General features: G+C 65.8%; 21 protein-coding genes and 1 pseudogene. 17 read left to right on the top strand and 5 right to left on the bottom strand.

What is annotated here, in order from left to right:
* The first annotated feature begins 205 nt into the window (after window positions 1–205).
* On the top strand, window positions 206–874 hold the full coding sequence (locus ACFOD4_RS19100) for a response regulator (protein ID WP_379599022.1): 669 nt from the start codon (window positions 206–208) through the stop codon (window positions 872–874).
* Between the two features lie 33 nt (window positions 875–907).
* Here the strand turns inward: ACFOD4_RS19100 and ACFOD4_RS19095 are convergent, their stop codons facing one another.
* A complete protein-coding gene (locus ACFOD4_RS19095; RefSeq protein WP_379599020.1) occupies window positions 908–1129 on the bottom strand; it encodes a hypothetical protein in 222 nt (73 codons plus the stop codon).
* Between ACFOD4_RS19095 and ACFOD4_RS19090 the strand changes: the two genes are divergently transcribed.
* The 8 genes and pseudogenes from ACFOD4_RS19090 to ACFOD4_RS19055 all read left to right on the top strand — a co-directional run.
* Complete coding sequence (locus ACFOD4_RS19090) at window positions 1128–2201, top strand: OmpA family protein (RefSeq protein ID WP_379599019.1); 1074 nt, start codon at window positions 1128–1130, stop codon at window positions 2199–2201. The two genes, ACFOD4_RS19095 and ACFOD4_RS19090, sit on opposite strands and share 2 nt — an antisense overlap.
* A 23-nt stretch (window positions 2202–2224) precedes the next feature.
* On the top strand, window positions 2225–2824 hold the full coding sequence (locus ACFOD4_RS19085) for a hypothetical protein (RefSeq protein WP_379599018.1): 600 nt from the start codon (window positions 2225–2227) through the stop codon (window positions 2822–2824).
* Window positions 2825–2861: 37 nt separating this feature from the next.
* Window positions 2862–4208 (top strand): DUF3300 domain-containing protein, encoded by a 1347-nt coding sequence (locus tag ACFOD4_RS19080; RefSeq protein ID WP_379599017.1) that lies wholly within the window; start codon window positions 2862–2864, stop codon window positions 4206–4208.
* Window positions 4205–5122, top strand: a complete 918-nt coding sequence (locus ACFOD4_RS19075; RefSeq protein WP_379599015.1) for a DUF2950 family protein — start codon at window positions 4205–4207, stop codon at window positions 5120–5122. Before ACFOD4_RS19080 ends, ACFOD4_RS19075 begins: the two co-directional genes overlap by 4 nt.
* Window positions 5123–5449: 327 nt before the next feature.
* Window positions 5450–6466 (top strand): hypothetical protein, encoded by a 1017-nt coding sequence (locus ACFOD4_RS19070; protein ID WP_379599014.1) that lies wholly within the window; start codon window positions 5450–5452, stop codon window positions 6464–6466.
* 253 nt (window positions 6467–6719) lie between these two features.
* Window positions 6720–7544, top strand: a complete 825-nt coding sequence (locus tag ACFOD4_RS19065) for a porin family protein (RefSeq protein WP_379599013.1) — start codon at window positions 6720–6722, stop codon at window positions 7542–7544.
* An 89-nt stretch (window positions 7545–7633) separates the two neighbouring features.
* Window positions 7634–8824, top strand: a complete 1191-nt coding sequence (locus ACFOD4_RS19060) for a BamA/TamA family outer membrane protein (RefSeq protein ID WP_379599012.1) — start codon at window positions 7634–7636, stop codon at window positions 8822–8824.
* A 335-nt stretch (window positions 8825–9159) separates the two neighbouring features.
* Window positions 9160–9510: pseudogene (locus ACFOD4_RS19055) on the top strand (YciE/YciF ferroxidase family protein); the annotation flags it as partial.
* 235 nt (window positions 9511–9745) lie between these two features.
* Here ACFOD4_RS19055 and ACFOD4_RS19050 read toward each other — a convergent pair.
* Window positions 9746–10336, bottom strand: coding sequence for a hypothetical protein (locus tag ACFOD4_RS19050; protein WP_379599011.1), 591 nt, complete (start codon window positions 10334–10336; stop codon window positions 9746–9748).
* 232 nt (window positions 10337–10568) lie between these two features.
* Between ACFOD4_RS19050 and ACFOD4_RS19045 the strand changes: the two genes are divergently transcribed.
* Window positions 10569–10802 carry a hypothetical protein gene (locus ACFOD4_RS19045; protein WP_379599010.1) on the top strand — a complete coding sequence of 78 codons (234 nt, stop codon included), beginning with the start codon at window positions 10569–10571 and terminating at the stop codon, window positions 10800–10802.
* A 1190-nt stretch (window positions 10803–11992) separates the two neighbouring features.
* Here ACFOD4_RS19045 and ACFOD4_RS19040 read toward each other — a convergent pair.
* The gene (locus tag ACFOD4_RS19040) at window positions 11993–12226 is read right to left on the bottom strand and encodes a helix-turn-helix domain-containing protein (RefSeq protein ID WP_379599008.1); all 234 of its coding nucleotides are present in this window, start codon (window positions 12224–12226) and stop codon (window positions 11993–11995) included.
* A gap of 174 nt (window positions 12227–12400) precedes the next feature.
* On the opposite strand from ACFOD4_RS19040, the gene ACFOD4_RS19035 reads away from it, so the two are divergent.
* The 5 genes from ACFOD4_RS19035 (at window position 12401) to ACFOD4_RS19015 (ending at window position 19827) form a co-directional block, all read left to right on the top strand.
* Window positions 12401–13723, top strand: a complete 1323-nt coding sequence (locus ACFOD4_RS19035) for a type I-G CRISPR-associated protein Cas7 (protein WP_379599006.1) — start codon at window positions 12401–12403, stop codon at window positions 13721–13723.
* Window positions 13713–15260, top strand: a complete 1548-nt coding sequence (gene csb2 / locus ACFOD4_RS19030; RefSeq protein ID WP_379599004.1) for a type I-G CRISPR-associated protein Csb2 — start codon at window positions 13713–13715, stop codon at window positions 15258–15260. The genes ACFOD4_RS19035 and csb2 overlap by 11 nt, the downstream gene beginning before the upstream one ends.
* The gene (cas3g, locus tag ACFOD4_RS19025) at window positions 15257–18253 is read left to right on the top strand and encodes a type I-G CRISPR-associated helicase/endonuclease Cas3g (RefSeq protein ID WP_379599003.1); all 2997 of its coding nucleotides are present in this window, start codon (window positions 15257–15259) and stop codon (window positions 18251–18253) included. Before csb2 ends, cas3g begins: the two co-directional genes overlap by 4 nt.
* Window positions 18250–19239 carry a type I-G CRISPR-associated protein, Cas3-extension family gene (locus tag ACFOD4_RS19020; RefSeq protein WP_379599001.1) on the top strand — a complete coding sequence of 330 codons (990 nt, stop codon included), beginning with the start codon at window positions 18250–18252 and terminating at the stop codon, window positions 19237–19239. The genes cas3g and ACFOD4_RS19020 overlap by 4 nt, the downstream gene beginning before the upstream one ends.
* Window positions 19240–19620: 381 nt before the next feature.
* Window positions 19621–19827 carry a hypothetical protein gene (locus ACFOD4_RS19015; protein WP_379598999.1) on the top strand — a complete coding sequence of 69 codons (207 nt, stop codon included), beginning with the start codon at window positions 19621–19623 and terminating at the stop codon, window positions 19825–19827.
* A gap of 130 nt (window positions 19828–19957) precedes the next feature.
* Here the strand turns inward: ACFOD4_RS19015 and ACFOD4_RS19010 are convergent, their stop codons facing one another.
* Window positions 19958–20965, bottom strand: coding sequence for a DUF6615 family protein (locus ACFOD4_RS19010; RefSeq protein WP_379598998.1), 1008 nt, complete (start codon window positions 20963–20965; stop codon window positions 19958–19960).
* 576 nt (window positions 20966–21541) lie between these two features.
* A complete protein-coding gene (locus tag ACFOD4_RS19005; RefSeq protein WP_379598997.1) occupies window positions 21542–22450 on the bottom strand; it encodes a LysR family transcriptional regulator in 909 nt (302 codons plus the stop codon).
* A 147-nt stretch (window positions 22451–22597) separates the two neighbouring features.
* Between ACFOD4_RS19005 and ACFOD4_RS19000 the strand changes: the two genes are divergently transcribed.
* Complete coding sequence (locus tag ACFOD4_RS19000; protein ID WP_379598996.1) at window positions 22598–23761, top strand: mandelate racemase/muconate lactonizing enzyme family protein; 1164 nt, start codon at window positions 22598–22600, stop codon at window positions 23759–23761.
* A 161-nt stretch (window positions 23762–23922) separates the two neighbouring features.
* On the top strand, window positions 23923–24894 hold the full coding sequence (locus tag ACFOD4_RS18995; RefSeq protein ID WP_379598994.1) for a tripartite tricarboxylate transporter substrate-binding protein: 972 nt from the start codon (window positions 23923–23925) through the stop codon (window positions 24892–24894).
* The last annotated feature ends 156 nt before the right edge of the window (window positions 24895–25050 follow it).

Genomic DNA, 25050 nt, shown 5'->3' with positions numbered 1-25050 from the left:
TTGAAACACGCCTGCATATACAAGAACTTTCCTGCACCGTATCGGTATCCTGCTCGATTCCGAGCGGCTTCGCCGGGAAGCAAAATCGTAACTCCATGATCTTGTATGGGAGCATAATGCGAAGGACGGACTTGTCTGGGCCTCGATATATATCCCAGTGATAGAATGATATTCGCAGCGACTACCTTTTGGGGAGAGGCGGCCTATGGGTGAGATGCCTACCTCAATCCGCATTCTTCTCGCGGATGACCACGATGTGGTGCGTCACGGGCTGCGTGCGTTACTGGAGGCGCGGCCGTCCTGGAAAATCTGCGCTGAAGTGTCGGATGGGCGAGACGCGGTAAAGGCGGCGATGGAGCTTCGGCCGGACGTCGCCATCTTGGATGTCTCCATGCCCTCGATGAACGGCCTGGACGCGACCCGCCAGATCCGCCGGTCCTCCCCTTGTACCGAAGTCCTGATCTTTACGATGCACGAAAGCGAACAACTGATCCGGGAAGTGCTTTCGGCTGGAGCGAAGGGCTATCTTCTGAAATCCGATGCGGGGCAACACGTCGTCTCCGCTGTTGAGGCACTGGCCGCCCATCGGCCCTACTTCAACTGGAAGGTCAGCGAGACGATCCTGGAAGGCTTTCTTCGCGCCGCCACACCGACCGAGGAGACAACGGCGACGCAGCCATCCCTGACAGATCGTGAGCGGGAAATTCTGCAGCTTCTTGCGGAAGCCAAGAGCAACAGGGAAATCGCAGTCCGTTTGAATATTAGCCTCAAGACCGTTGAGACTCACCGCGCAGCGATAATGCGCAAGCTCGACGCACACTCAATCGTAGATCTGGTGCGCTACGCGCTTCGCAACAACATAACCTCAATCTGATCTTGATGCCTGGGAGGATTCCCGCATCCGGTCTCAAGCGAAATCCTGCAAATTATCAGGTGAATGCCTGATCGCTCTTGGTTGCCGTCGCGAGCTAGCATGATTGTGGCCCGGCATCGACTGCATGCTGCCACGACAGAGATGCTGCGGCACGGAAGAGCGCCCTTCGATCGGTTGGAGAAACAGGATGATCAGCAGAACATCTGTCATGGTCGGCTTGGCGGCAATCGCGACCGCCGTATCGATGCCTGTCATGTCGCAGCCGGTCAACGGGGTCTATCTTGGCGCCGGTGCCGGTTGGAACTGGCTCCAGGACACCGATGTGAATGTTCGCGGTGCGGCCGGTGATACGTTACGGGCAGTCATTCCCGGCGCGGATTCGAACGGCACACTCGAGAGCAACGATGGGTGGGTCGGAGTAGTCAGCCTGGGCTACGGCTTCGGCAATGGCCTGCGCACCGAGATTGAGGGGAATTTCCGCGAGAACAAAACCGACACCATCTCCGGCTTCGGATCGGAATCCTATCTCGGGATCGGCGGCAAGCAGCGCAGCTGGGGGGCCATGGTCAATGTGCTCTATGATTTCGACCTCGCGGGCATGTTCGGCGGGCCGCGTTGGATCGTTCCCTATCTCGGCGCCGGCTTCGGTTGGGCACGCTTCCAGGCCGATGGCACCGGCGGCATCGCCACCGGCGGCTCCAGGCTGCTGATTGATGGTGAGGACGACGTGCTGGCCTATCAAGGCATTGCGGGCGCGGCTTTCCCCATCACCGCCGTGCCGGGCCTAGCCATCACCGCTGAGTACCGGTTCTTTGGCACGACCAAGCCGGAGATCGAAACCCGCGTGAATCAGGTGAACGGCATCGTCACCCGTGGCGATGTCGAGCTGAGCAATGACAATCATTCAGTGATGCTGGGCGTCCGCTATGCCTTCAACCAGGCCCCGCCGCCGGCGCCGGTTCCGGTTGCTCCGGCTCCGGCCGCCGCTCCGGCCCCGGCCCGCACCTACCTGGTGTTCTTCGACTTCGACCGCGCCGACCTGACGGACCGGGCCCGCCAGATCATCGCCGAGGCCGCGCAGAACTCCGGCCGCGTGCAGGCGACCCGCATCGAAGTAGCCGGCCACGCCGACCGCTCCGGTACGCCGCAGTACAACCAGCGCCTGTCGCAGCGCCGCGCCGACGCCGTCGCTGCCGAGCTGACCCGCCTGGGTGTTGCCCGCTCCGCCATCACGGTGCAGGCCTTCGGCGAGAGCCGTCCGTTGGTGCCGACCGCCGACGGCGTGCGCGAGCCGCAGAACCGCCGCGTCGAGATCGTGCTGAAATGATGCCGCAGGAAAGAGAGTCTAGGATGATGGCATATCCAATGATGGCTGGCCGGGCGCTGGGCATGGCGATGGTGGTCAGTTGCCTCACGGGTGCTTCCACGGCAATGCTGGCGCAGACCATGCCGGCACCCATCGGCGCGGTCCGTGGCGAGAGTGTCACGGCCGTGGTGGAGAGCGTTGATCTGCGCGCGCGGCAGGTGCTGCTGCGCCTGCCAGACGACCATCTCGCCACAGCACAGGTCGGCCCCGAGATCCGCAACCTCGCGCAGGTCAAGGCGGGCGATACCCTCCAGGTCGACTATCGTGAGGCCGTGGCCATTGCGATGGCCTCGCCGGGTGACGGAAGGCCGCCGGTTTCTGGAGGGGCGGCCGCGTCCCGGGCTGAGCCGGGAGAGCGCCCGGCGGGTGCGGCGGGCGATGCCATCCGTGTCCGGGTACGCATCGACAATGTGGATGCGGCCGGCCGCACGGTGACCTTCACCGGTCCTCGCGGCATGCAGCGCCGCGTGGCCGTGCGGAACGAGCGGGTCTGGGACTTTGCCCGCAGCCTCTCGCCGGGAGATCAGGTGGATATCTCCTATGCCGAGGCGCTGGTGGTCAGCGTCCAGCCTCGCAGGCCCTGACGCGGCACGCCGCGATGCGAGGCAAGAGGTGAGCCGGATGCCGGTACGGGAATGGGTGCAGCCCTGGTGTCGCGCGGCGCGGCTGATGGTGGCTTTGGGGCTCTGCGTGACGCAGGGGCCGACGTTGCTGCCGGTGGCGATGGGGCAGCCGGCGGCGTCGCCACCCCCCGCCACGACGGCGCCCGGCAACCAGCTTGTCGCCAAGCCGCCCAGCCAGGCCGAGCTGGAGCAGATGCTGGCGCCGATCGCGCTCTATCCCGATGCGCTGCTGGCGCAGGTGCTGATGGCCTCCACCTATCCGCTGGAGATCGTGCTGGCACAGCGCTGGCTGCAGGACCCGGCACATCAGGCGCTGAAAGGCGAGGCGTTGGCCAAGGCGCTGGAGACGGAGGACTGGGACCCATCGGTCAAATCGCTCGTGCCTTTCCCCGATGTGCTGAGGGCGATGAACGCCAACCTCGAGGGCACGCAGAAGCTGGGCGATGCCTTTCTGGCGCAACAGCAGGACGTGATGAATGCCATCCAGTCGCTGCGCGCCAGGGCGCAGGCCGCCGGCTCGCTGACCTCCGGGCCGCAGCAGGTGGTGAGCGTTGCGCCCGCGCCGGCCGCGCCACCGACGCAGGGCGGAGCCGCACCAGCCCAGGTGCCCGCCCCGCAGCAGGTCATCACCATCGCCCCCGCACAGCCCGAAATCGTCTATGTGCCGACCTACAATCCCCAAATGGTGTATGGCGCCTGGCCCTATCCGGCCTATCCCCCGCCACCACCGCCGCCTAGCACCGGCGAGGTGGTCGGCACAGCGCTCCTCACCGGCATGGCCTTCGCCGGCGGCGTGGCCATTGTCAGCTCGCTCTGGGGTTGGGCCTCGCCCAGCTGGGGACGGGGGGATGTCGACATCAACGTCAATCGCTTCAATTCGATCAACGTCAACCGGACGGCGATCAACAACGCGCAGTGGCGTCATGATGTCGCCCACCGGCATGGCGTGGCTTACAGCCAGCCGGCCCTGAACCAGCGCTTCCGTGGCCATGCGGCGGCGCGGTCCGTTCCGTCCGCCGATGCGCTGCGCGGCCGGGCGGCGCAGGCGCCGCACCGCGGCGCGGGACGGGCTTCGGCGCCGGTCCACCATGCCGCCAATGGGCGCCCCCGGCCGTCGTCGGCCACCCATGTGCGTGAGCGTCCCGCGCCGGCGCGGCCGGCCAGCCGGCCGGCTGGCACCGTCCAGGGCCACCCGCGCGGGGAAGCGCTGCAGGGCGTCGGCCAGGGGCCCCGTATCCGCGCCGCCGCCGAACGCGGGCAGGCCAGCCACGCCGCCGCCCACAGGCCTGCCCGCCTGCCGGCACATGGAGGCAGGCCGCATGGCGGCATGCGGGGGCGGCGATGATCCGGCGCCTCTTCCTCCTGAGTATCGCGCTGCTTCTGGCGGCGGAGCCGGCGCGCGCGGATGCGCCCGATTTGCCACACGGGTTCCGATCCGCCGAGGCCGGTTTCATCGCCCTGGCTGCGGCGGTTCGGCAGAATGATCTGCATGCGCTCCGACGCATGCTGGGCGATGAGGGAGTCGGCCTCATCCGCGCCAGCGACCCGACAGAAAGCCGCACCGCCCGCCAGCGCTTCACCGCCGCCTATTCCGCCCGGCATGAGATCGTTCTCCTTCCGCCCGGACGCGCCGAGCTGTTGATCGGTGAAGATCGTTTCCCCTTTGCCATCCCGATGGTGCGACTAGGAGGGAGCTGGCGCTTCGACGTACCGGCGGGAGCGGATGCATTGGCCGTGCAGCGGATCGGTCGGAATGAACTGGATACGATCGAGACGTTGCGCCTGATCGTCGCCGCACAGATCGAGTATGCTGCGGGCCCCGGCCGTGCCGGCGGCATGGTAGCCTATGCAGATCGCTTCTTTTCCCGGCCCGGCCGCCATGACGGGCTCTACTGGCCGAGCAGGCCGGGGCAGGCGGACAGCCCGCTCGGCCCGTTCCTGGCGGCGGCCGGCATGACCGATGCCCCTGAGCGCGACGATCGCCCGATTCCGTTCAATGGCTATGTCTACCGCATCCTCACAGCGCAAGGACCGGTGGCGCCAGGCGGCGCGTTGGACTACCGGATCGGCGGAAGGCTGATCGGCGGTTTCGCCGTGCTGGCGATACCGGTTGAATATGGGGAGAGTGGCATCAAGAGCTTCCTGGTCAATCACAACGGCATTGTGTGGGAACAGGATCTTGGCTCCGATACAGCGCAGGTGGCGGCGGCCATTCTGCGATACAATCCGGGTCCGGGGTGGAGCCGTGTTGCGGATTAGCCGATGCCCGCCCACCGCCGCCTCCCGCAGCGGGTGGGATGTCGCGGCACCGCCAGCTTCAGCGCCGTATCGGCGGCTTGAATGCCGGCCGCCCTGGCGCATAGGGCTGACGGGATGGATCTGGCTGACGGGCCGAATGGAGCCTCCAGGAAGGCAGGATAGCGGAGCGTCGGGATGCGGCTGAAAGGCGGCGGCCGCCGGAAGATCGATTCGGCGCCCCAGCGCCCCTGCCGCCCGCCTCGCGAAATGGAGCGCCCGGCGGAGCCCCGGTCGCCGGCTACGGGCAGCAGCGCGGCCTTTTCCGCCGAGGCGGGAGGGCGGCCCGCTGTGCCGGCTGCCCAGCGCGTCATCATGCCGCCGGCATGGTATCGCGCCTGCCTGCTGGCAGCCGCACTGCTGCTTGCACCGTTACAAGCCATGTCACAGCCTATGGACCGTGATCGCGACATCGGGCGGCTGCTCGGGCCTGGCATTCGCTCGGCAGTCAACGGGGTACTAGGCGTGCTCGCCTATTCCGCCGTCCCGGACAACTCCGCCAGCTCGGTGCAGATCGACAATGGTGTCGGAACGGGCGAGAACAGTGCCGGCCTCACCATGACCCAACTGGGCGCGGGCTTCACGGTCAGCGAAAGCTTTCCTCTCTACCTTGAAGGATTCCTTGGCTACGCTCGTTACGATCCGGTGTTCGTCTTCAGTGACGGCGAGGAGCGGCGTCGCTTGCCGACGCGATGGAACAGCTTCGCCGGAACGATCGGGGTCGGCTATGATTTCAACATCGCCCGGAACCTTTACTTAAGGCCAATCATCAATGGCACGCTTGGGTATGTTGGATCGGATTCCGCACTAGCCGGGGCGTATCTGGATTACCGCTTTGACCGGCGGGTGGACTTCCTGACGCAGGGCCAGGTCTCCGCCGCAGGGATCGGCGGCGCGCTCATGCTGGCCTATTACGACCATCTCCCTGAACGTGAGATCGATATCGAGCTGCGCGCCACGCAGATGCATCTCCAGGCCTTCAACAGCACCGGCAAGATCGCCGATGGAGCGGCAGATACGACGACCATCAACCTCTGGGGACGCTACCGCTGGCCGACGGGCGTCGAGGTCATGCAGCGCCCGGTGCGCTGGGTCGTTGAGGGCACCGGATCATACTTCATCGGCGACCAGAAGACGGCACTAGGATTGGCCTGGCTCGGCAAGGTGGGTGGCGGGGTCGAGCTCGACTTCAGCGCGCATCACATCGGTGCCGTGGGACTGTATCTGCAGAGGATGCGGTTGGTAGGCCGCTATGTCTTCGGCAAAGACATACAGGGCTTCTCCATCGGTCTCGGGATGACGTTCTAGTGGAGGGGTCTGCCCAGGCGGGCACGCGGATCACGGTCCTGGTTTGGCTCTACGCTGACCGCCATGCAAGACGGCTAGCCAGTGATAGATCGCGCGCGCCTCCATTCTAGAGAGCGTCCTGCGGATCTCTAATGAAGATCGAATGAGGCGTGGCAATCGGCTCCGGAGTTTTCACGCGGGAATGGCCAAACAAGGGAAGGAAACGCGAATGGGCCGTAAATGCCAGAGTCTTCCTCCATGGTGGCGGGGAGCAGTGTTCGCCCTCACCTGCGTGTTCGCCGGCGACGATGCCGCCGCGCAGTCAGTGACCGCATCTGAACCGGGATGGGAATTTTCTATCACCCCTTATGCGTGGCTTCCCTCCATCGACGGTCATCTGCGCTACACTCTGCCCCGCGGCGCCGGAGATGCGACGGTCGCCCGGATCGGCGTCGATGCACCAAACCTGCTCGAGGCGCTTAACTTCGCCGCCATGGTCGCGGCGGAGGCGCGCCATGACCGTGTGTCCATTCTGACCGACTTCATCTACCTTGACCTCGGCAGTACTCGTAGCCGGGTGGATTCCGTCGAGTTCCTACAAGAATCCAGAACGCCGATCTCGGCATCGCTGGACGTGGCCACGAAAACTTCGTTGCACGGCACACTTTGGACGCTGGGCGGCGGCTACACCCTGGCGCGCGGTGACTGGGGGCACGTCGATGGAATCGCCGGGTTCCGGCTCTTTTCGCTATCGGCCCGGACAACGGCGACGATTTCGGTGGAGGCTGCCACGTCCAGAGTGACGGCCTCCTCCACTGACACAGGACAGCTCAAGCGCGACGCGACCCTGTTTGACGGAATCATCGGCTTTCGTGGACGCATCGAACTGGGGCGGGATGTATTCCTGCCTTATGCCTTCGATATTGGAAGCGGGTCGTCCCGGATCACCTGGCAGGCCATGGGCGGGATCGCGTATCAATCCGGATGGGCAGGTGTCACCCTGGGCTACCGGCATCTGCAGTATGAGCTGGGACGTGACGACCTGATTCGTGACTTTTCATTCAGCGGCCCGTTTGTCGCGCTCAATATCCAGTTTTAGCCATGGAGCCGGTTGCGTATCTGAAAGATCGGTTATCGTTGCTCCGGCTCTTCAAAATGCCGGCCGTTCGGCACCGTTCACGAGGAGAGGTGAGTAGCCCTCCCGTTACTGATGACTGGCGGCAAATGAAACACCGATCGCACGATATGAGAGTCCTGAAGGCGGTTCTTGCCAGCATCATGTTCCAGGGCTTTCTACTGCCAGCGGCTCAAGCCTCTGATTGGAGCGCCAGGTTCTTTGACACAGAAGATGAGCTCTTTGACGTTTCCGACATCCTCAGCCAGGGAGGCTTTATTCCGGTTCCGGTCATCATCACCGAGCCCGCGGTTGAAGGGGGTCTTGGCATTGCGGGGCAGTTCATCGGCTCTTCGGACACGCCTGGTGCTGCGCCTGGCCGTACTATCTTGGGAGGGGGGTATACTGGGAACAGGTCCTGGGCGGGCGGGTTGCTGCAGCAAGGCTCGCTGGCAGACGGCCAACTGCTCTATCGTGCGGGGTTAGGACTTGCCAACCTGACCTTGCCAACCTTCCCTTTTGGTGGCGGCACCGAGGTTAACTACGATAACGAAATGCGATTTGCCTTCGGAAATCTACGATACAGAATTCCCGACACACCCCTCTCTCTTGGGCCAAGATTTATCTACCGGTCTTCCAATGTTTCAGTGGAGTCGCAAGGTCCCCTTGCAGAACAAGTAAACACGGTGGTCGCCCGAGTCACAGGAGAGCGCCATTATGCCGCACTTGGCCTGTCGCTGAACTACGATTCGCGAAATAACCCGTTCACGCCAACGCAAGGTATGAATGCTGTTCTTAAACACGATATTTATTCCGCTGCTTTAGGCAGCGCGAAGGACTTCACAGAGCTACAACTGAACATCCAAGCATTTCAGACAATGAGCGAGGAATGGTCCATCGGCGCTAAGCTGAGCATCGATTCCGTTTCTAAGGGCGCACCATTCTTCATGTCACCAGGGGTGGACCTTCGCGGCGTTCAGTATGGCCGCTACCAGGGAGACACGGCCTTGAGCGCCGAGGCCGAGCTGCGCCACCAGTTCACACCCCGCTGGGCCGGCGTGGTGTTCGGCGGTTACGGGCAGACATTCGCGGACAATTCTAGGCTCTACGAAGCGCGGAACGATATTTGGACCTACGGAGTGGGTATCAGATACCGAATCGCCCGAAGGTACGGTATCGACTTCGGCGTGGATGTGGCGCGGGGGCCGGAAAGCACCGCCTTTTACATCCAGTTCGGTCACGCCTGGGCGCGCACCATGGATTGAGCACGAGGGCGCCAATCACTGCTGATTGCGTTCGTTGAGGTAGAGAGCGGTCATCAAAGGATCGATCGAGCCGCTCGCAGGGTGTCGCACGACCTTCGATATCGACAGCTCAGTTGCCTAGCCGCAGCGCTCATTTCCTCCCCGATCTGTCAGAGTTAGGCATCAAGTTCCAGCTGATGAAGCAAAGCATCTAATAGGCTGTAAGGCGTTACGCGCACACTCGTATCGGGCCGGCTTAACGTCTTCCTGCATGGCCGTTAACCGGGAGCAGGGTGCTACGCAAGGCTCGGCACGAATGATGCGGAGGTCATCATCGCGTCGCCGGCATCGAGCAGCATCTGCTTGAGACGAAGAACCAGGTGCAGCGGCTGGAGCAGGTCTTCAACATGCACGGGCAGCCGGTGAAGGGTGTCACCTGCGCCGCCATGGATGGCATCCTGGCCGAGGCCAAGGAAGTGATCGGCGACTGCGACGACCCGCAGGTGCTCGACGCCGCCATGCTGGCGTCGGCCCAGGCCGTCGAGCATTACGAGATGACCCGCTACGGCACTCTTGTGGCCCTCGCCAAGCAGCTCGGCCGCCAGGACTGCGCGAGGGTCCTGCAGGAGACCCTGGAGGAAGAGAAGGCGACGGACGCGAAGCTGACAACAATCGCCGAAAGCCGCGTGAACGAGCAGGCTGCCTGAGACTGCGCAGGGAGAGCGAGGCCGCTCCCCCTGCCGGCTGGCAGCTTCGCGAGGCGTTATCTCCGTGAGTGGCTAAGGGAGCCAACGCTGCGCTGTCGGCCTCTTGCCGCTGCAGCCAACCGGTGCAGCCTGTGGTCAAGTTTCAGCTCATAAGCCTGATGAGGCGCAACCCTGCGCCGCAGACAGCCCGCCAGATGTCCGACGTGCTGCGCTGAGCGATCTCCAATCCATGCAGTCAGGCAGCCGAGCGGAACACGCCGCCATCCTTGCCGTGCGGTGTCGCGACCTCGTAGCCGGGTTCGACCGCCTCGCCGTGCACCGGCGTTTTCCAGGGCAGCGCCTTGGAGACGATGATGGCGTACTGGCCGAGGCTGTTCCTGTTCTCGCGGAAGCCGAGCAGCTCGACCGGCTCGCCGCGCTGGTAGACCATCACGGCGGAACGCCCTTCCTTGGCGGCTTCACCCATGGTCTGCACGATCTCGATCGCTGCCTTGCCTCGCAGCGCTTCCCAGAAGCCGGCGGAGTGCCGCAGCTTCCACTGGCCGATGCGGATGGTACGGCCTGACTGGCTGTCATAGGCGAAGCTGCGCCGGTCACCTTCCACTGAAACATCGCCCAGGCCGGCGGCACTGCCCTTCATCCGGCTGCCTGGCACGCTGCCCTCGACCTTGAGGTCGATGGGCAGACGGAGTTGGCGCCAGGGGCTCGGCGCCGGCATCTGCCGGAGCAACTCGGCGGCGTCCTCATGCCGGAAGGTGTCCTCCTGGCCGTAGATGATGCGGTCGACCACGGCGGCGAGGAGGAAGCGGTTGTCGAGGCGAGGCATCCGAAGTGCGGCTCCATCAGGCGAGAGGCTGAGCCTAGCGTGGAGCCTCAAAGCGACCATGCAAACTTTCCGCGACAAGGCTGATGCGAGGGACATCCGGAGGATCTGGAGCGGGTTAATGAATCTCAGCACGATCCCTCAGGCGGCCATGCACACAATTAAATAGATGCTATGAGCCAACGTTCTATCCAGAAGATCATTGATGGCGTGGTTCAGCGAGGGTTCAGAAGGCATGCAAGAGAATCATGGGCTGTGCGGCGCCCGGTCGAGGCGCTGGCTCAACGTCACCGGCTTCCTGCTCGCATTCCTCGGCCTGCTTGCTTTGGCCATAGCCCTCGGCTTCAGCATCGGTCTGCTGGCGATCACGGAAGGCGGCAACCTGATCGCCTTCTGCCTCTTCGCGCCGGCCATGCTGCTGTGGCTGCGATCGATCTTGAAGGGACGACAGGTAGCCGGGGATCTCTGAAGCCCTGTCAAGGGCGCTCAAATCGACGCCAGCCCGGCGCGCATCTGGGGATGGCCGCGATGCGCCTTACGCCGAGGACGACCATGCCGCGAACGGCAATATTTTCTCAGGACCGGGTCGCTGGACGGTATGGGTGGCCTTGCTGGGCGGCAAGACACAAGCGCGGGTGCTTCGAATGCGACGGTCGATGCTCGGGCCGCATCTGAAAGCTGGGCCAATCCCCCAACTCGGAGCACCGCCATCGAGGCTACGGAAACCCGCGCCCTCATGGCAAGCCGCTAGGCGAAGGCCCGGCGCGCAGCGGCCTTTGCTCGTGCTGCGCCATGGGCTGGAGCCGACACGATCCCTCCAGCACCGGGCCGAAGCAGCATATCTGCCTCAGGGGCCGTTGCAGCCTCCTTCGGAAACTCTCCCGCCAATGTGCGAAGACGCCGGCCGCAGCCCGACGACGGACATGGCTGCACTTGGCCCACGGATGACACGGCTCGCCGCAGGACCGACGCCGATGATGGGGTAGAGCTTCGGGGCGCCAGCAACAAGACAATCTGGCGGACAAGCAGGGGAGCCCGGCGCGCATCTGTGGATGGCCGCGATGCGCCTTACGCCGGGGACGACGATGCCGCGAACGGCAATATTCCTCCGGACCAGGTTGCTGCAGGGTAGGCCATCCTCGGGCAGAGCGACAACGGCCGATCCTGCCGCGTGGCTGCTCAGCGATACCAGATGATGCCCCGACGCGACGGTCGATTGTCGGGCCGCATCTGATGGCTGGACCAATCCTCCGGCCCGAGGCACCGCCGTCAGGTTAGAGAAGTCAGCGGCATCACAGTAAGTCGTGCGAAAGGGTGCCCGGCGCGCAACGGCCTTTGGTCGTGCTGCGCCTTTGGCTGAAGCCGATGCCATCCCTTCATCACCGGGCCGACCCAATCTGCCGCATCAGCGCGACTGATGCAGCGGCTCCAATGGATGCTCAAGGCGAAGTGTGCCGGGAGCAACACGACGATGGACACTGTCACTCCAAAGCCCGCGGGTGACACAGCTCGCCGCGGAACCGGCCAGGTCGGGATATCCAATACCGCTCATTGCAACAAGCTGCACGACCATCCGCCCCGATCATGCGGCTTCAACAGCCACAGGTTGTTGCTCCTCAGGGTCTACACCGAGGACGGTGTGCAAGATTGGTAGGCGCTTCAGGACTTCCTGGGCATCTTCACGTTGTCTGGCTGGATCAGATCCACCGGCGTGACGCCCAGCGCCTGCGCCACTTCGAACAAGGTCACCACCGTCGGATTGCGCTGACCACGCTCCAAGCCACTGAGATATTGCTGGCTCAGCCCCGAACGCTCTTCCACCTGTTCCTGGGTGAGGCCTTGCTCGCGCCGGATGCGGGCGAAGTTCCGGCCCACCAGCCGACGCATATCCATGCGTTCTGGATTGACGGTCTGGCCGAGATAAGTTTATCAACTATAGTATGTAAATGAGACGTGGCTGCAGTGGCGTGATCGGCTGGGCAGTACCGAAGCGCACGCACCTTGAGGCGGGTGAGGCTTCGGAAGCGTCGAACGTGGTGGCCAGTCCGCCCGATTGAGGAGCGGTTCATGGTGCGTGCGCGAAGAGCCCCGATCACCCTGGATGATCTGCGCGGCATTGTCCGCCATGGCAGCCTGATCCGCCTTTCTCCCGAAAGCCGGCTGTTGAGCCCGACCGCTGAGGGTGCGCTGGTTGCGCCGGCGCTGTATGGCGAAGCGAAGCTCAGTGCGGCATCGACCGAGGTGCAGCGGTGGAGCAGCAATACCCGCAACGCCTACTATCAGGGCCGGGATCCACAGGGTCAGGACAGTGTCTGCGTGACCCTGAACTCCCTGGCCGCCGAGGCCAACGCTTTGGAGGCCGCCCTGGTCGAGGCCGCTCGCGCCGGAGCTCCGATCCCCGACATCGCCATCGACTTCACCCGGTCGGAGCGGACCCGGCACCTGGGGCAGATCAGCGCACTGACCGCGCCGCATCGGGGCTACGATGCGTTGTTGCGCGACAGTCTGCTGGAGGGCCAACCCTTCACCGAAACGGCGCTGGGCCGCGGCCTGACTGAGGCGCGGGTGACCTCGGCCACCGGCGTCCTGCTGCTGCCGCACATGCTGATCTTGGGCGCCTGGCACAGCCAAGGCCTCAAAGGCGGTCACGGGGCCAAGTTCGGCCGCGTGCTGGTTTCGGAGATCAGCGGCTTCGGCGCCATGCCGGCGGCCGCCGCGAGCAGCCGCATTGATCCGGCCGCCATCGAGGGCGTTGCGATCTACCAAGCCACGGAACCGCCGGCGCTGAGTTTCGCGAACCGACCCTTCCTTGGCTGGGAAACGGAGCCAAGCGCCAAAGGCAAGGGTAAGTCGGGCCTCTACCCTGCCAAGCGGGGGCAGACCCCTGGGGCACCGGCACTGATCAACCACGGCAACATTTTCCCGGTGGCGCGCAGCGCACGGGCCAGCATCGCCGGCGCGGTGCATGAAATGACCTTGTCGCTGGCCGGGCTGCGCAAGCTGAGTTTCCCGCGGGAAAGTGACGGACGACGTGATCCCGAAGCCGATCTGGCGGCGCGGACGGCGCTCGCGGCCCTGGCCCTGGTGGCCATGACCGGGCGACTGACAGCGGGTTACGCCGTGCGCTCCGGCTGCGACCTGATCCCCCACCAGCCGCCGCAGCTGGAATGGCTCGGGGCCTCGCTGGCCGAGGTGACGCCGCTGCCCATCACCCAGGATGAGGCCGTCGCCCTGCTGCGGGAGGCCGTGGCGGCGCTGCGCCAGCACGATCTGCCCTGGGGACCGCCGCACCCCATCACCCTGGTGCCGAGCCCGCAGTTGATCGAACTGGTGGAGAAATCCCAGGGTGTCGAGACGGCCGCGTCGGATGGGCCTGACGATGCCGCCTGAGGCGCGGGGCGCGGCGCCGGCAGGCGCCACGACCGTGCCGATGGTGATCGAACTGCGCTTTGCCTCGCCGCGGATCCTGGCGGCCGCCAAGGAGGATCGCGGCCGGGCGGAGTGGCCGCTGCACGGCGCGCGCCTGTTCAGCGCCTTGGTGTCAGTGCTGCATGAGGAGGAAGCGGATCCGGCAGTGTTCACGGCCGGCGAGGCGGCCCTGTTCTGGCTGGAAACCCTGCCGTCGCCGGAGGTGCAAGCCAGCGATGCCACCCCGATCACGCCGCTCACCACCTATGTGCCGGTGAATGACGCGCTCTACGCGCCGGGGGCTCCTGGTCGACTCAAGCCCCGCCTGTCGCCGGGCGTCATCGCCGCCCTGCCCCTACTGCGCTACGTTTGGCGCGTCGACCGGGCCGGGCTGAACCAGCATCGCATCGCTTTGCAGCGCTTGTTGTCGCGCCTGAGCTGGTTCGGCCGCAGCAGCAATCTGGTGTTCCCGCAGCTGATGGAGGTGGCGCCGGAACAGCTGCCCCAGGCGGCGCAGCTGCGCGTCTGGCAGCCGGATCCCAGCGGCCAACACGTCATGCGGGTGGCCCGGCCCGGCCGCCTGACGCGGCTGCGCATCCTCTATGCCGATGGGCGCCCAACGGATCGGGGCCCGCTGGCCGCGTATCGCCGCGACGATGATCCTCCGCCCCCTCCGGAGACCTGGCAGGGTCCGTGGCAGGCGGTCTGGGACAGCTTCGTGCTGCGGTCGGAGGCGCGGATCCCGCTCACCGAGGCAGAGCCCTTTGCCAAGGCGGTGCGCCGGGTGCTGGTGGCCCGCGATCGTGCCGCTCAAGCAACGGCTGGGCTGCAAGGCTTGCCGCTGTTCGCCGACAACGCCTTCGTCTCGGGCCACCGTCCGGACGGCGCGCCGGCGCGTGGCGACCGGTTGGCGCTGATCCCGCTCGGCGATCTTGGCCATCGCCACGCCAGGGGGCACCTGCTCGGTCTCGCCATGCTGCTGCCGCGCTCGGCTACCCCGGAACAATGGCAATCCGTGGCCGAGTTGCTGCAGGGCGGCGCGCCGGACGCGGAACTGGCCGACCTGCCGCTGGACGCGGGCTGGGGCCGGCTCCTGGCGGCGAGCGATGATCAGCCCGCCGGGCTGCGCCTGCAGCGCTATGCCGGCCCGGCGCGGGATTGGGTGACCACCACGCCCATCCTGCTGTCCCGCCGGCCGGATCAAGGCCGCAACCGATCCGGCCAGGCCACGGAGGCGGCGCTTCGTGCCCTCCTCATCCGCGAATGTGCCCTGTCCGGCTTGCCGGAACCGGAGCAGGTGGCGGTCAGCGCCCACCCCATCCTGCCGGGACAGGCCGCGGCGCGGGCCTTTCGCCAGGACCGGGGTGGCCCGCAACGCTGGGCCGTGCATGCCCGCCTGCGTTTTGCCGTGCCCCTGGCCGGACCCCTGCTGGTCGGCGCCGGGCGGTTCAGCGGGTTGGGCCTGCTGATGCCGCTGCCCGAGGGGCTGGCGGTGTTGGCCGACGGGGATGCACCGTGAGCCTCCCAGCGCTGCGCGAGGCCGACTTCGCCGCCTTCTTCCGCGCGGTGCACGGCGTCGCGCCCTTTCCTTGGCAGTCGCGGCTGCTGCAACAGGTGCTGGCCACGGGCTGGCCCAGCCTCTGCGACCTGCCGCCGGCCTCGGGCAAGACGGCGGTGATCGACATCGCGGTGTTTGCCCTGGCGCTGGCTCTGAGCGAGGCGCCGCGGCGCATGCCGATGCGCATCGCCTTTGTGGTGGATCGGCGGCTGGTGGTGGATGAGGCGCATGTTCGGGCACGCCGCCTGGCCGAGTATCTGGCGGAGGCTCTGACCGGCGAGAGGCAGCGGGATCCCGACGGGGCGGTGCTGGCCCGCGTGGCAGCGCGGTTGGCGGCGCTGGGCGGCACTGGCCTGCCGCTGCAGGTGTCGGTGCTGCGTGGTGGTCTGCCGCAGGACCGGGCCTGGGCCGCCAGTGTGCACCAGCCCACCGTGCTGCTCTCCACCGTGGATCAGGTCGGTTCGCGGTTGCTGTTTCGCGGCTACGGCGTGTCGCCGCGCATGGCGCCGGTCCAGGCCGGTCTGCTCGGCGAGGATTGCCTGATCCTGCTGGACGAGGCGCACCTGTCCACCGCCTTTGCGCAGACCCTGCAAGCGGTCACCGCGCTGCGCCGGCGCGCCACCCAGCCGCTGGACCTGCCTTTCGCCGCGGTGACGCTGAGCGCCACGCCAGGGCCCGGCACGGCCATGGAGGCGCGCTTTGCTCTGGACATGGACACGGCCGGGCCGGATCGCGCCGGGGCGCCGCTGCTGCACCGGCGCTTGGCCGCGCGCAAACAGGCTCGGCTGGACCGCGCGCCCGCCACGGGCAACTCGGACAAGCAGGCCCGTGTGTTCGTCGACCGGGCCCGGCACTGCGCCGAGGATCCGCGAGTGCGGGTGATCGGCATCGTGGTCAACCGGGTGCGGCTGGCGCGGCGGATCCACGACCTGCTGGTGCAAGCGGTGGGTGAGGCCGGCGAAGATCCCGCCACGGGCGGCAGCCTGTTGCTGACCGGCCGCTGCCGGCCCTGGGATCGCGACCAGCTGCTCGGGCTGAACCAGCCGGCGGATCCTACCTCAATGGCGCGGATCATCGACCGGCTGTGCTGCGGCCGTGACCGCGCGCTGCAGGCAGGGCATCGGCCACTCTTCGTGGTCGGCACTCAGGCCATCGAGGCGGGCGCCGATTTCGACTTCGACGCGCTGGTGAGCGAGATGGCGCCCTGGTCGGTGCTGCGGCAGCGCCTCGGCCGGCTAGACCGCGACGGCGCTCTCGGCCACAGCACCGCCTGGATGCTCTGCACCTTCAAGCTGCCGGCCGCCGATCCGGCGGCGCAGGACCGGCTCTACGGCACCGCCGGCTGGACCACCCGGCAATGGCTTTGGCAGCGGGCTGGCGGCGATGGCGCGGCCCAGAAGGCGCCGCCCGGCCTGCTGGAGCTCGGGGTGGATGGGCAGGCCGATCTCGGCTTACCGCCCGAGGCCACAATCCTGGCAACGGCCGACGCGCCGTGCCTGACCCCGAGCATCCTCGGGCTGTTCGCGCAGACCACGCCGCGACCGCATCCTGATCCCGACCCGGCCCTGTGGCTGCACGGCCCGCGCAGCGGCCCGGCGGATCTGCAGCTGGTTTGGCGCGCCGACACGCCGCTGGATGAGGATCCATCCGCCTGGGCGGCCTATGGCGAGGTGCTGGCAGCGGTGCCGCCGGTGGCCGCCGAGGTGCTGGCCTTGCCGCTCGGTGTGGCCCGCGCCTGGCTGGCCCAGCGCTTGGCCGACAGCGCCGATCTGGAAGCCGAGCCCGTTGAGGCGCAGGGCGGATCGGAGATAGTTCAGGGTCGCAAAGTCTATGTCTGGCGCAGCACCGAGGGATCGGCACTGACGGATGTGGAGGTGCTGCGCCCGGGCGACACGGTGATCCTGCCGGCGGCCTGGGGCGGCTGCGATCGCTTTGGCTGGGTGCCGGAACCGTCCACCCCGCCGACCCCCGTGCCGGACATCGCCGAGCCGGCGATCCGGCAGGCGCGAGGGCGCCACGTGCTGAGGTTGCATCCCGGATTGCTGCCCGCTGCCAAGTGGCATCGGGCGCGGGCCTTGTTGTCCGCCATGACGCCTGAAGAGCCAATTCGATCGCTGCTGGGTGCACTGCGCGAGACCCTGCCGGATCTGCCATTCGCCGCCCTCGGCGCCGCCCCGCGCCTGCTGGCCTACGCCGATAACGGGTCATTGGCCGAGGGAGTCGTGCTGCGCGGCGGTGACCCAGGCGGCCTCGTCGAGGCCGCCACGCCTCCAGTACGGCTCGAAGCGCATGGCGCGGCCGTGGGCCAGAGGGCGACGGCAGCCGCCCGTGCCGTGGGTTTGCCGGGCGAGCGAGTGGATGACCTCGCTCTGGCGGCGCGCTGGCATGATCTCGGCAAGGCCGAGCCGCGTTTTCAAGCCATGCTGCGCGGCAGCAGCCTCCTGGCAGCCTTGTCGCGGCCAGCCCTGGCCAAGAGCCCGCAGCCGCCGCAAAGCCGGACCGTCTTTCTGAACCGGCTGGCGCGGGTGGGGTTGCCGCAGGGTTTGCGGCACGAGGCCTGGTCGGTGGCGCTGCTACAAGGGTCCGACTTGTTGCGCGATGCCCTCGACCCGGATCTAGTGCTGTGGTTGGTGGGCACGCATCACGGCCATGGCCGGCCGTTCTTTGCCGCGATGGACGATCCCGCGCCGCCCTTTCCGGAGCTGCTGGTCATGGTGCAGGCGATGACCGGTCCACTGCGCCTGCGCGCAAGAACCCGGCACGATCTGCAGGCCCTCTCCTCCGGATGGACGGCGCGCTTTGATCCATTGATGGCGCGCTATGGCGTGTGGGGATTGGCCTATCTGGAGGCGGCGCTGCGTTTGGCCGATGCGCAACAATCGCGGCACGAGGCGCTGGCATCGACCGCGATGCCGGTGGCCGCTGAGCCTCATCCGGCCTGCGCCGCGCCATGACGCCGGACGTCCCCGTGCTGCCGCTGACCGGGCTCGAAGGTGGCACGCTGACCGGGTTCCTGGCGGCGCTCGGCGTGCTGCGGCTGCTGGGCGAGCAGGATGCGTCGGTGCGGCTCGGCTGGTCACCGGAGCCGCCGCATCCGGCGCGGCTGACTTGGCCAGACGCCGCGGAAGCCATGGAGGAGGCCCTTGCCGCCCAGCTACGGCAGCGGGTGGCGCCGCTGCAGATTTTTCCAGGCAAGAGCAGGCTCAAGGAGGTGACGCCGGCCGAGTACCGCGGGGCGCTTCAGGCAGCGATGGCGCAGCCCGATCCTCTCCTGGCGGATCTCCTGGGATCGCTCGGCAGCGATGCCGCCGTCCAAGTCACCAAGAGCGGCGAGACCGCCTTGATGGACCCACCCTGGTGCGTGTTGGATGGCGCGCAGCAGCGCCATCTGCTGATCAGCATCCGACAGATGCAGGACCTGATGTCGGTGTCAGCCCAGGCTTCCATGATGGAGGAGAGGAACCGCCCGCTGGAAAAGCTGCGGGCCACGCTCCAAGGGCCTTGGCCGGCGATGGATCGCAAAGCTTCGCTGTACCTGGAGCCCACTCGGCGGGACCATGCCTATCAGTGGTCCGATCCGATGCGCCAACCGCTCCTTTCGGCGGGTCTTGCCAATCTACTGGCGCTGGTTGGCTTGTCCTGGTGGCCAGCCATGCCGCACCTCCATCAAGGCGAGGTCCGGCTTGCCGTGGCAGGCTGCACAGAATCGGGTAGCGGACGAACAGCAATCACCTGGCCACTTTGGTCATCCATGGTGTCCGCCGGCGCGGTACGGCGCCTGCTCCTCTCGCCGGCGATGCAAGACCCGTCTGATGACTTTCAGGCATTAGGGGTCACTCGACTCTACCGCGCCGAGGTTCGCCGGCATCACAAAGGCCCCAAGATGTTCGAGGCAAGCCAGTGCGTGTGGCGAAGCGGAGGAGATGATGAGCAACTATGAGCTCGAAGCAAACACCCGTGAGGCGGGCCAAACAGAAGAACCTGGAAGGACGAGTACGACGACTATGACACTGAACACCCGCCACAGCAGGCGGGCCGAACGTAAGCTTCAAGGAGCGTCCCGCTTTCGTGGCGAAAAGCTTTCACCTGCCACAAGGCGGGCCAAATAGAAGATCCGTTCCAACCACTCACTTCACGGCGGTGACCGTCACCCGCATCGATCGCGAGCCAAACAAAAGCTGGCACTCGAACAGCATCTTTCAGGTCACTGTACACCCGCCTTTCGCAAGAGGGCGGACCTCACGGACCAGTCGGAGCAAGTCCGTCAAGGTCGCGGAGAAGTCGCTTGCGGGGGTGACCTGTCGACCGCCATGCTGCCCACATGTTCTGCGTGTCCGAAAGCGACGCCGCCGCGATCCGCGCTGCCTTTCAGAAGGGCGGCGAGCTTTCGGCCGCGGTGGAGCTGCGCCAGCGCTTCGTCGGCATCACCAGCAACGCCGATGCACGGCGGTTCGTGCGGACGATCCTGGGGTGGACGTTGTCCGGGTCTGCAGAACCTGATCCTACCGTTCAACCCTCTGCGAAGTAGAGGGCCGTCCACACATCTGCCCGATTGAGCGGCATTGCTAAGAACTAACACTCGCTCGCCTTGCCAAGGCAGATGGCGTCTCTCTCCGAGTAACATCCCTCGGAACTCGGTATCACTCGTTGCCATCAGGTTAGCGACTGAAAGCGTCGACTACAGGAAAGTCTGAATCTTCTAGGCTAGTCCACGTGGTGAGCACCACACGTGGTCGCTTTAATTTCTGACGATCCTCTCTAGTCGCCTTGCCCTCAATGGCACGATGAATTTCGTCCGGGATGCCGTCGGCGGGTTTGATGAAGCGGCGTTCCGGTCCAGCAAAAGAAGGGCGCGAGTCCTCGCTACCTTCCTCAACGTCGGAAGTCTGAGGTTTGGCATCCTCGTGACGTTCCCAAACATCAGGGGTGAGAGATCTGGAGCTGTCACGACGTTTGTTGAGACGATCGGCAACGATGTCGGGATGAAAGCCGCCAGTCAAAGGCAGCAGCCTTGCTTCCACGCCGTCGACAATGAAGCGCGTGGCATCAGAGGGAGGAGGCGGAGCCGAAGAAGTGATCGCCACTGGCCAGCAGAGGAGGTCGGAAAGCGGTAGGAAGTGCCTACGCCAGCGATCAAGCCTCTTTTCCTTCCGTTTGCAGCCGCCTTTAACGACAGGCGCCACAAGATCGGCAAATACAAAGTTGATGCCTTCGACAGCAGGCAGCCCAGTCGATATGGGCATAGTGGCCGCGAAAGGGTGATAAAAAATATAGAGTGGGAGTGTTGCCGCGCTACCCAGCGAAGTGGCGCGGCTTACTAGGGTCTGAGCCTGCGACCCTAGAGGATTGCCGTGATCCAGATGCTGATAGTACCAGTATCCGCCATTTTTGAGCTTGGCGTATTGTGCACGCTTTGCCTGGAGCATCAATCGCAAGTACCGGCCGCCATTGGCTTCAAGCGGAGCGGCATAAATCCACTCCATATCTCCGCCAGTAGTAGGTTCATCTGGAAAGTCGACACGAATCCCGAAGGCTTCTAGCCCGATCAGGCTCGCCATTAGTAGGTCGGTAACGGATTCTTCGCGGAAGTTCCGGGTGAGGTTCCGGTCACGCTCAAGCAATTCAGCGACGCGTGGTGGAAAGGAGTGAGCGAGTTCGCAAAGCATGCCGGTACATTACAACGGTCCAGGCCACGGTGGAACGGTACCGATTCAGCTCCTTGCCTTAGCGCTAAGGCCTATAGAGATGCTCGCAGTTGCAACAGGTAGCAGTTGCGCAAACAGCCAAGGCAAGGCGTGCATCTTGCCTCCAGGCTTACCCTGCCCCGCCTCCTCCACCAACTCGGCCGACTGTGTCAGCAGCGCCCTCAGGTGCCGCCTGAGGCTCCTAGCCTCCGCCCCGCGCCCACCACATGCACTGTATGCGCCTCCCGAAGCCGCTGACGGCCCTCACACGTCCTTGGCCCCGTGCTCTGTCGCCATGCATCCGGCAGCGCCCGTTGGCATCACCAGCAACGCCGATGCGCGCCGCTTCGTCCGACGATCACAGGTTAGGCTTCCGCGCATAGCATCGGCTGTGAACGGCTGAACTCAGAATGGAAGGTTCGCCTGCGTCGTGCTTTCGGCCGGTTTACTGGGGCGGTAGCCGAATCTGGGATAGCAGGACCGGTGAACATTGATCCTTCGCCACGAGCTCCCACAATCGCAGTGTCGGCGTCGGCGACGCCGCTTCCAGTGCGGCCCTCATAGCGCCGCTTGCTTTGATACTGCCCGCCAGAAGGCCATAGCGGCCCTCGACGGCTGGCGTAGCGGACGGAAGAGCCTGATCTCCAGGGCGATCGCGGAATCTTCGTCGCCGGCATTGACCAAGCGTCCGGCAATGAGGTCCTCGGCGACCATGGTGCGCGGAAGCCATGCCAGGCCCTGGCCCTGAAGCGCCATGGTCTGCAGCGTCGCCGCAAGCGGGGAGGTCAATACCGGATCGAGCCACATCGCCTCAACATTGGAACGCCACGTCGCGTCCAGGATGCGGCCGAGGCCTGATGCCTTGCTGTAAGCCAGCAGGCGTATCGGCGCCGTTGAGGTGCCGGGCAGCGACCAGCGTGCCGCGCCCGTGGCATCGGGAGCCGAGACCGGAACAAGCACGTCGTTGCCGACTGCAACGCTGGCGAAGGCGTCGGGCGCAAGGTCGCTCGGCATGTCGGATCGGGTGTGGCACAGCAGGAAGTCTGCGTCACCGGCCAGCAGAATGCGCTCGCAGGCCGCCATGGTGTCGGACACCAGGTTCAGTGTGCCCAGCTCCTCCAGAAGAGCGAATGACCGCAGCCAGCCGGGGAAGAAAGTAAAGGACAGCGCGTGGGTCGCCGCGATCGTCAGCGCGGCGGTTTCGCGTCCAGCCGCCTTCAATGCACCCCGGCGCAGCCGGTGGAGGTCACGCGTCAGCTCCGCCGCGCCCTGGCGCAGAACCTCACCGGCGGCGTTCAGCCGCACGCCTTGTGAGGAGCGCAGGACGAGCGGTGTGCCGACCCAGTTCTCCAAGGACCGGATGCGGCGACTGAATGCCGGTTGGGTAACGTTGCGCGCCTCGGCCGCCCGGGAGAAGTTGCGGTGCTCCGCGAGTGCCAGGAAGTCTTCGAGCCAGTTCAGCTCCATGGTCGATGCCGATCGTGCATAGCGATCGTGACTCTGGGCATTGGAGCTTCATCGGGCAAGGCCCGTATTCAGAGGCTGTTCCGCAAGAAGGCGGCTTTGAAATAGCACGGCCAGCGATGCTGGCCCTCAACCCTGAAGGTATGCCGGATGCGCATTGTTGAGGTTCGTGAGATCACCCAGCCGATCGCGTCGCCCATCCGCAACGCCTACATCGATTTCAGCAAGATGACCGCGAGCCTCGTGGCCGTGGTGACCGATGTGGTGCGCGGTGGGCGGCCGGTTGTCGGCTACGGCTTCAACTCCAACGGTCGTTACGGTCAGGGGGGCCTGATCCGCGAGCGTTTTCGCAACCGCATCCTTGAAGCTGATCCCAGGAGCCTGCTGGATGACACCTGCGGCAACATCGACCCGGCCAAGGTGTGGGCGGCCATGATGCAGAACGAGAAGCCGGGGGGGCATGGCGAGCGCTCGGTGGCCGTCGGCACCCTCGACATGGCAGTGTGGGATGCTGTGGCCAAGATCGAAGGCAAGCCGCTGTTCCGCCTGTTGGCCGAACGCCACGGACTCGAGGCAAACCCGAGCGTCTTCGTCTACGCGGCTGGCGGCTACTACTACCCCGGCAAGGGCGACGAGCAACTGCGGGCCGAGATGCGCGGCTATCTCGATCGCGGGTACAACGTGGTCAAGATGAAGATCGGCGGTGCCTCGATCGAGGAGGACCGCCGCCGTGTCGAAGCCGTGCTGAGCGAGATCGGCAACCAGGCCCAGCTTGCCGTGGATGCGAACGGCCGCTTTGATCTGGAGACCGGCATCGCCTACGCCAAGATGCTCCGCGACTACCCCCTGTTCTGGTACGAGGAAGTAGGCGACCCGCTGGACTATGCCCTGCAGGCCGCGCTGTCGGAGTTCTATCCAGGCGCCATGGCCACCGGCGAGAACCTGTTCTCGCACCAGGACGCGCGCAACCTGCTGCGCTATGGCGGCATGCGGCCCGACCGCGATTGGCTGCAATTCGACTGCGCCCTGTCCTACGGGCTGGTGGAGTACCTGCGAACCCTGGAGGTGCTGAAGCAATTCGGCTGGTCGCCCTCGCGCTGCGTCCCGCATGGTGGGCATCAGATGTCGCTGATGATCGCGGCGGGGCTCGGGCTGGGCGGTAATGAGAGCTACCCGGACCTGTTCCAGCCCTATGGCGGCTTTCCGGACGGGGTGCGTGTCGAGAATGGCCGCGTGACCATGCCAGAACTGCCTGGCATCGGCTTCGAGGGCAAATCCGACCTGATCAAGGTGATGCGCGAGCTGGCGGCCTAGCCGCCCGGCACTCTGACGATCGGCAGCAGCACGCCTCAGCAGACTGCCCATCATTGCTCGGAACTTCGTGGCGGGGCCGGGAGCTCCTCGCGGCACGTTCGATGCCGCGGGGCCGTGGTGCCCTTTGCCCAAGCCAACCAGAGAAAGGGGAGGACCTCCAGATGAAGCGCCGAACGTTGCTGGCCACCGCGCCCTTCGTGCTTGCAGCTCCGTCCCTCCGGGCGCAGCCGCGGTTCCCAAGCCGCTCCGTGACGCTCGTTGTCCCTTTCGCCGCCGGCGGCTCGACCGACGCCATCGCGCGCCTCATCGCCGAGCCCATGGGGCGGAACCTCGGGCAGCCCGTGGTGGTGGAGAACGCCAGTGGTGCGGGGGGAACCATCGGCGCCGCACGGGTCGCCCATGCGCGGCCGGACGGCCATACCCTGCTGATGCACCACATCGGCCACGCGACCAGCGCCACCCTCTACCGGCGGCTGCCCTACAGCGTCACGGACAGCTTCGCGCCGCTAGGCTTGGTGTCTGATGCCGCCATGACGCTGGTGGCGCGGCGCGACTTTCCGGCAGCGGATCTGGCCGCCTACATCGCCGAGATCAGACGGCGAGGAGATCGGTTGAACCTGGCGCATGCGGGTGTCGGCGCCGCCAACCATCTGTGCGGGCTGCTCCTGCAGCAAGCCGCCGGAACGGCAATGACCGCCGTGGCTTTCCGTGGCGGCGGGCCGGCGATGACGGAGTTGGTGTCAGGGCGCATGGACGTGTTCTGCGACCAGGCCACCAGCACCGCGCCTTTCATTCGCGACGGCAACGTTAAAGGGTACGCCGTGACAGCACCCCGGCGCGTGGTCGGCCTCGACCTGCCGACCACTGCGGAGGCCGGACAGCCGGGATTGCTGATGAGCACTTGGCACGGCCTCTACGCGCCGGCCGGTACGCCGCCCGAAGTGCAGGAACGCTTGGCAACCGCCCTCCGCAACGCTTTGCAAGATGGCAGAGTCCGGCAACGCCTTGCCGACTTGGTAACGGAACCGGTGACGGAAGATCGTGCCACCCCGACGTATCATCGCCGCTTTCTTGCTGAGGAAGTCGCACGCTGGCGGCCGATCATCCAGGCGGCGAACGAGTACGCCGATTAATGGAGCAAACGGTTATCCCGCAATCTTCTCTCGTGCATTGACGCAGTGCGGTACCTCGGCAGCGTCGGCGTCGTGGCTCTATCGTGAAGGCAGGCATTGCAGGGTTGAACTAGACCAGATGTCCGTCTGAGGCGGGGGCGGCCCGCCTCAGACGGA

The sequence above is a fragment of the Teichococcus globiformis genome (assembly GCF_042646265.1).
Lineage (GTDB): Bacteria > Pseudomonadota > Alphaproteobacteria > Acetobacterales > Acetobacteraceae > Pseudoroseomonas > Pseudoroseomonas globiformis.
This window is presented reverse-complemented; position numbering and strand designations above follow the sequence as displayed.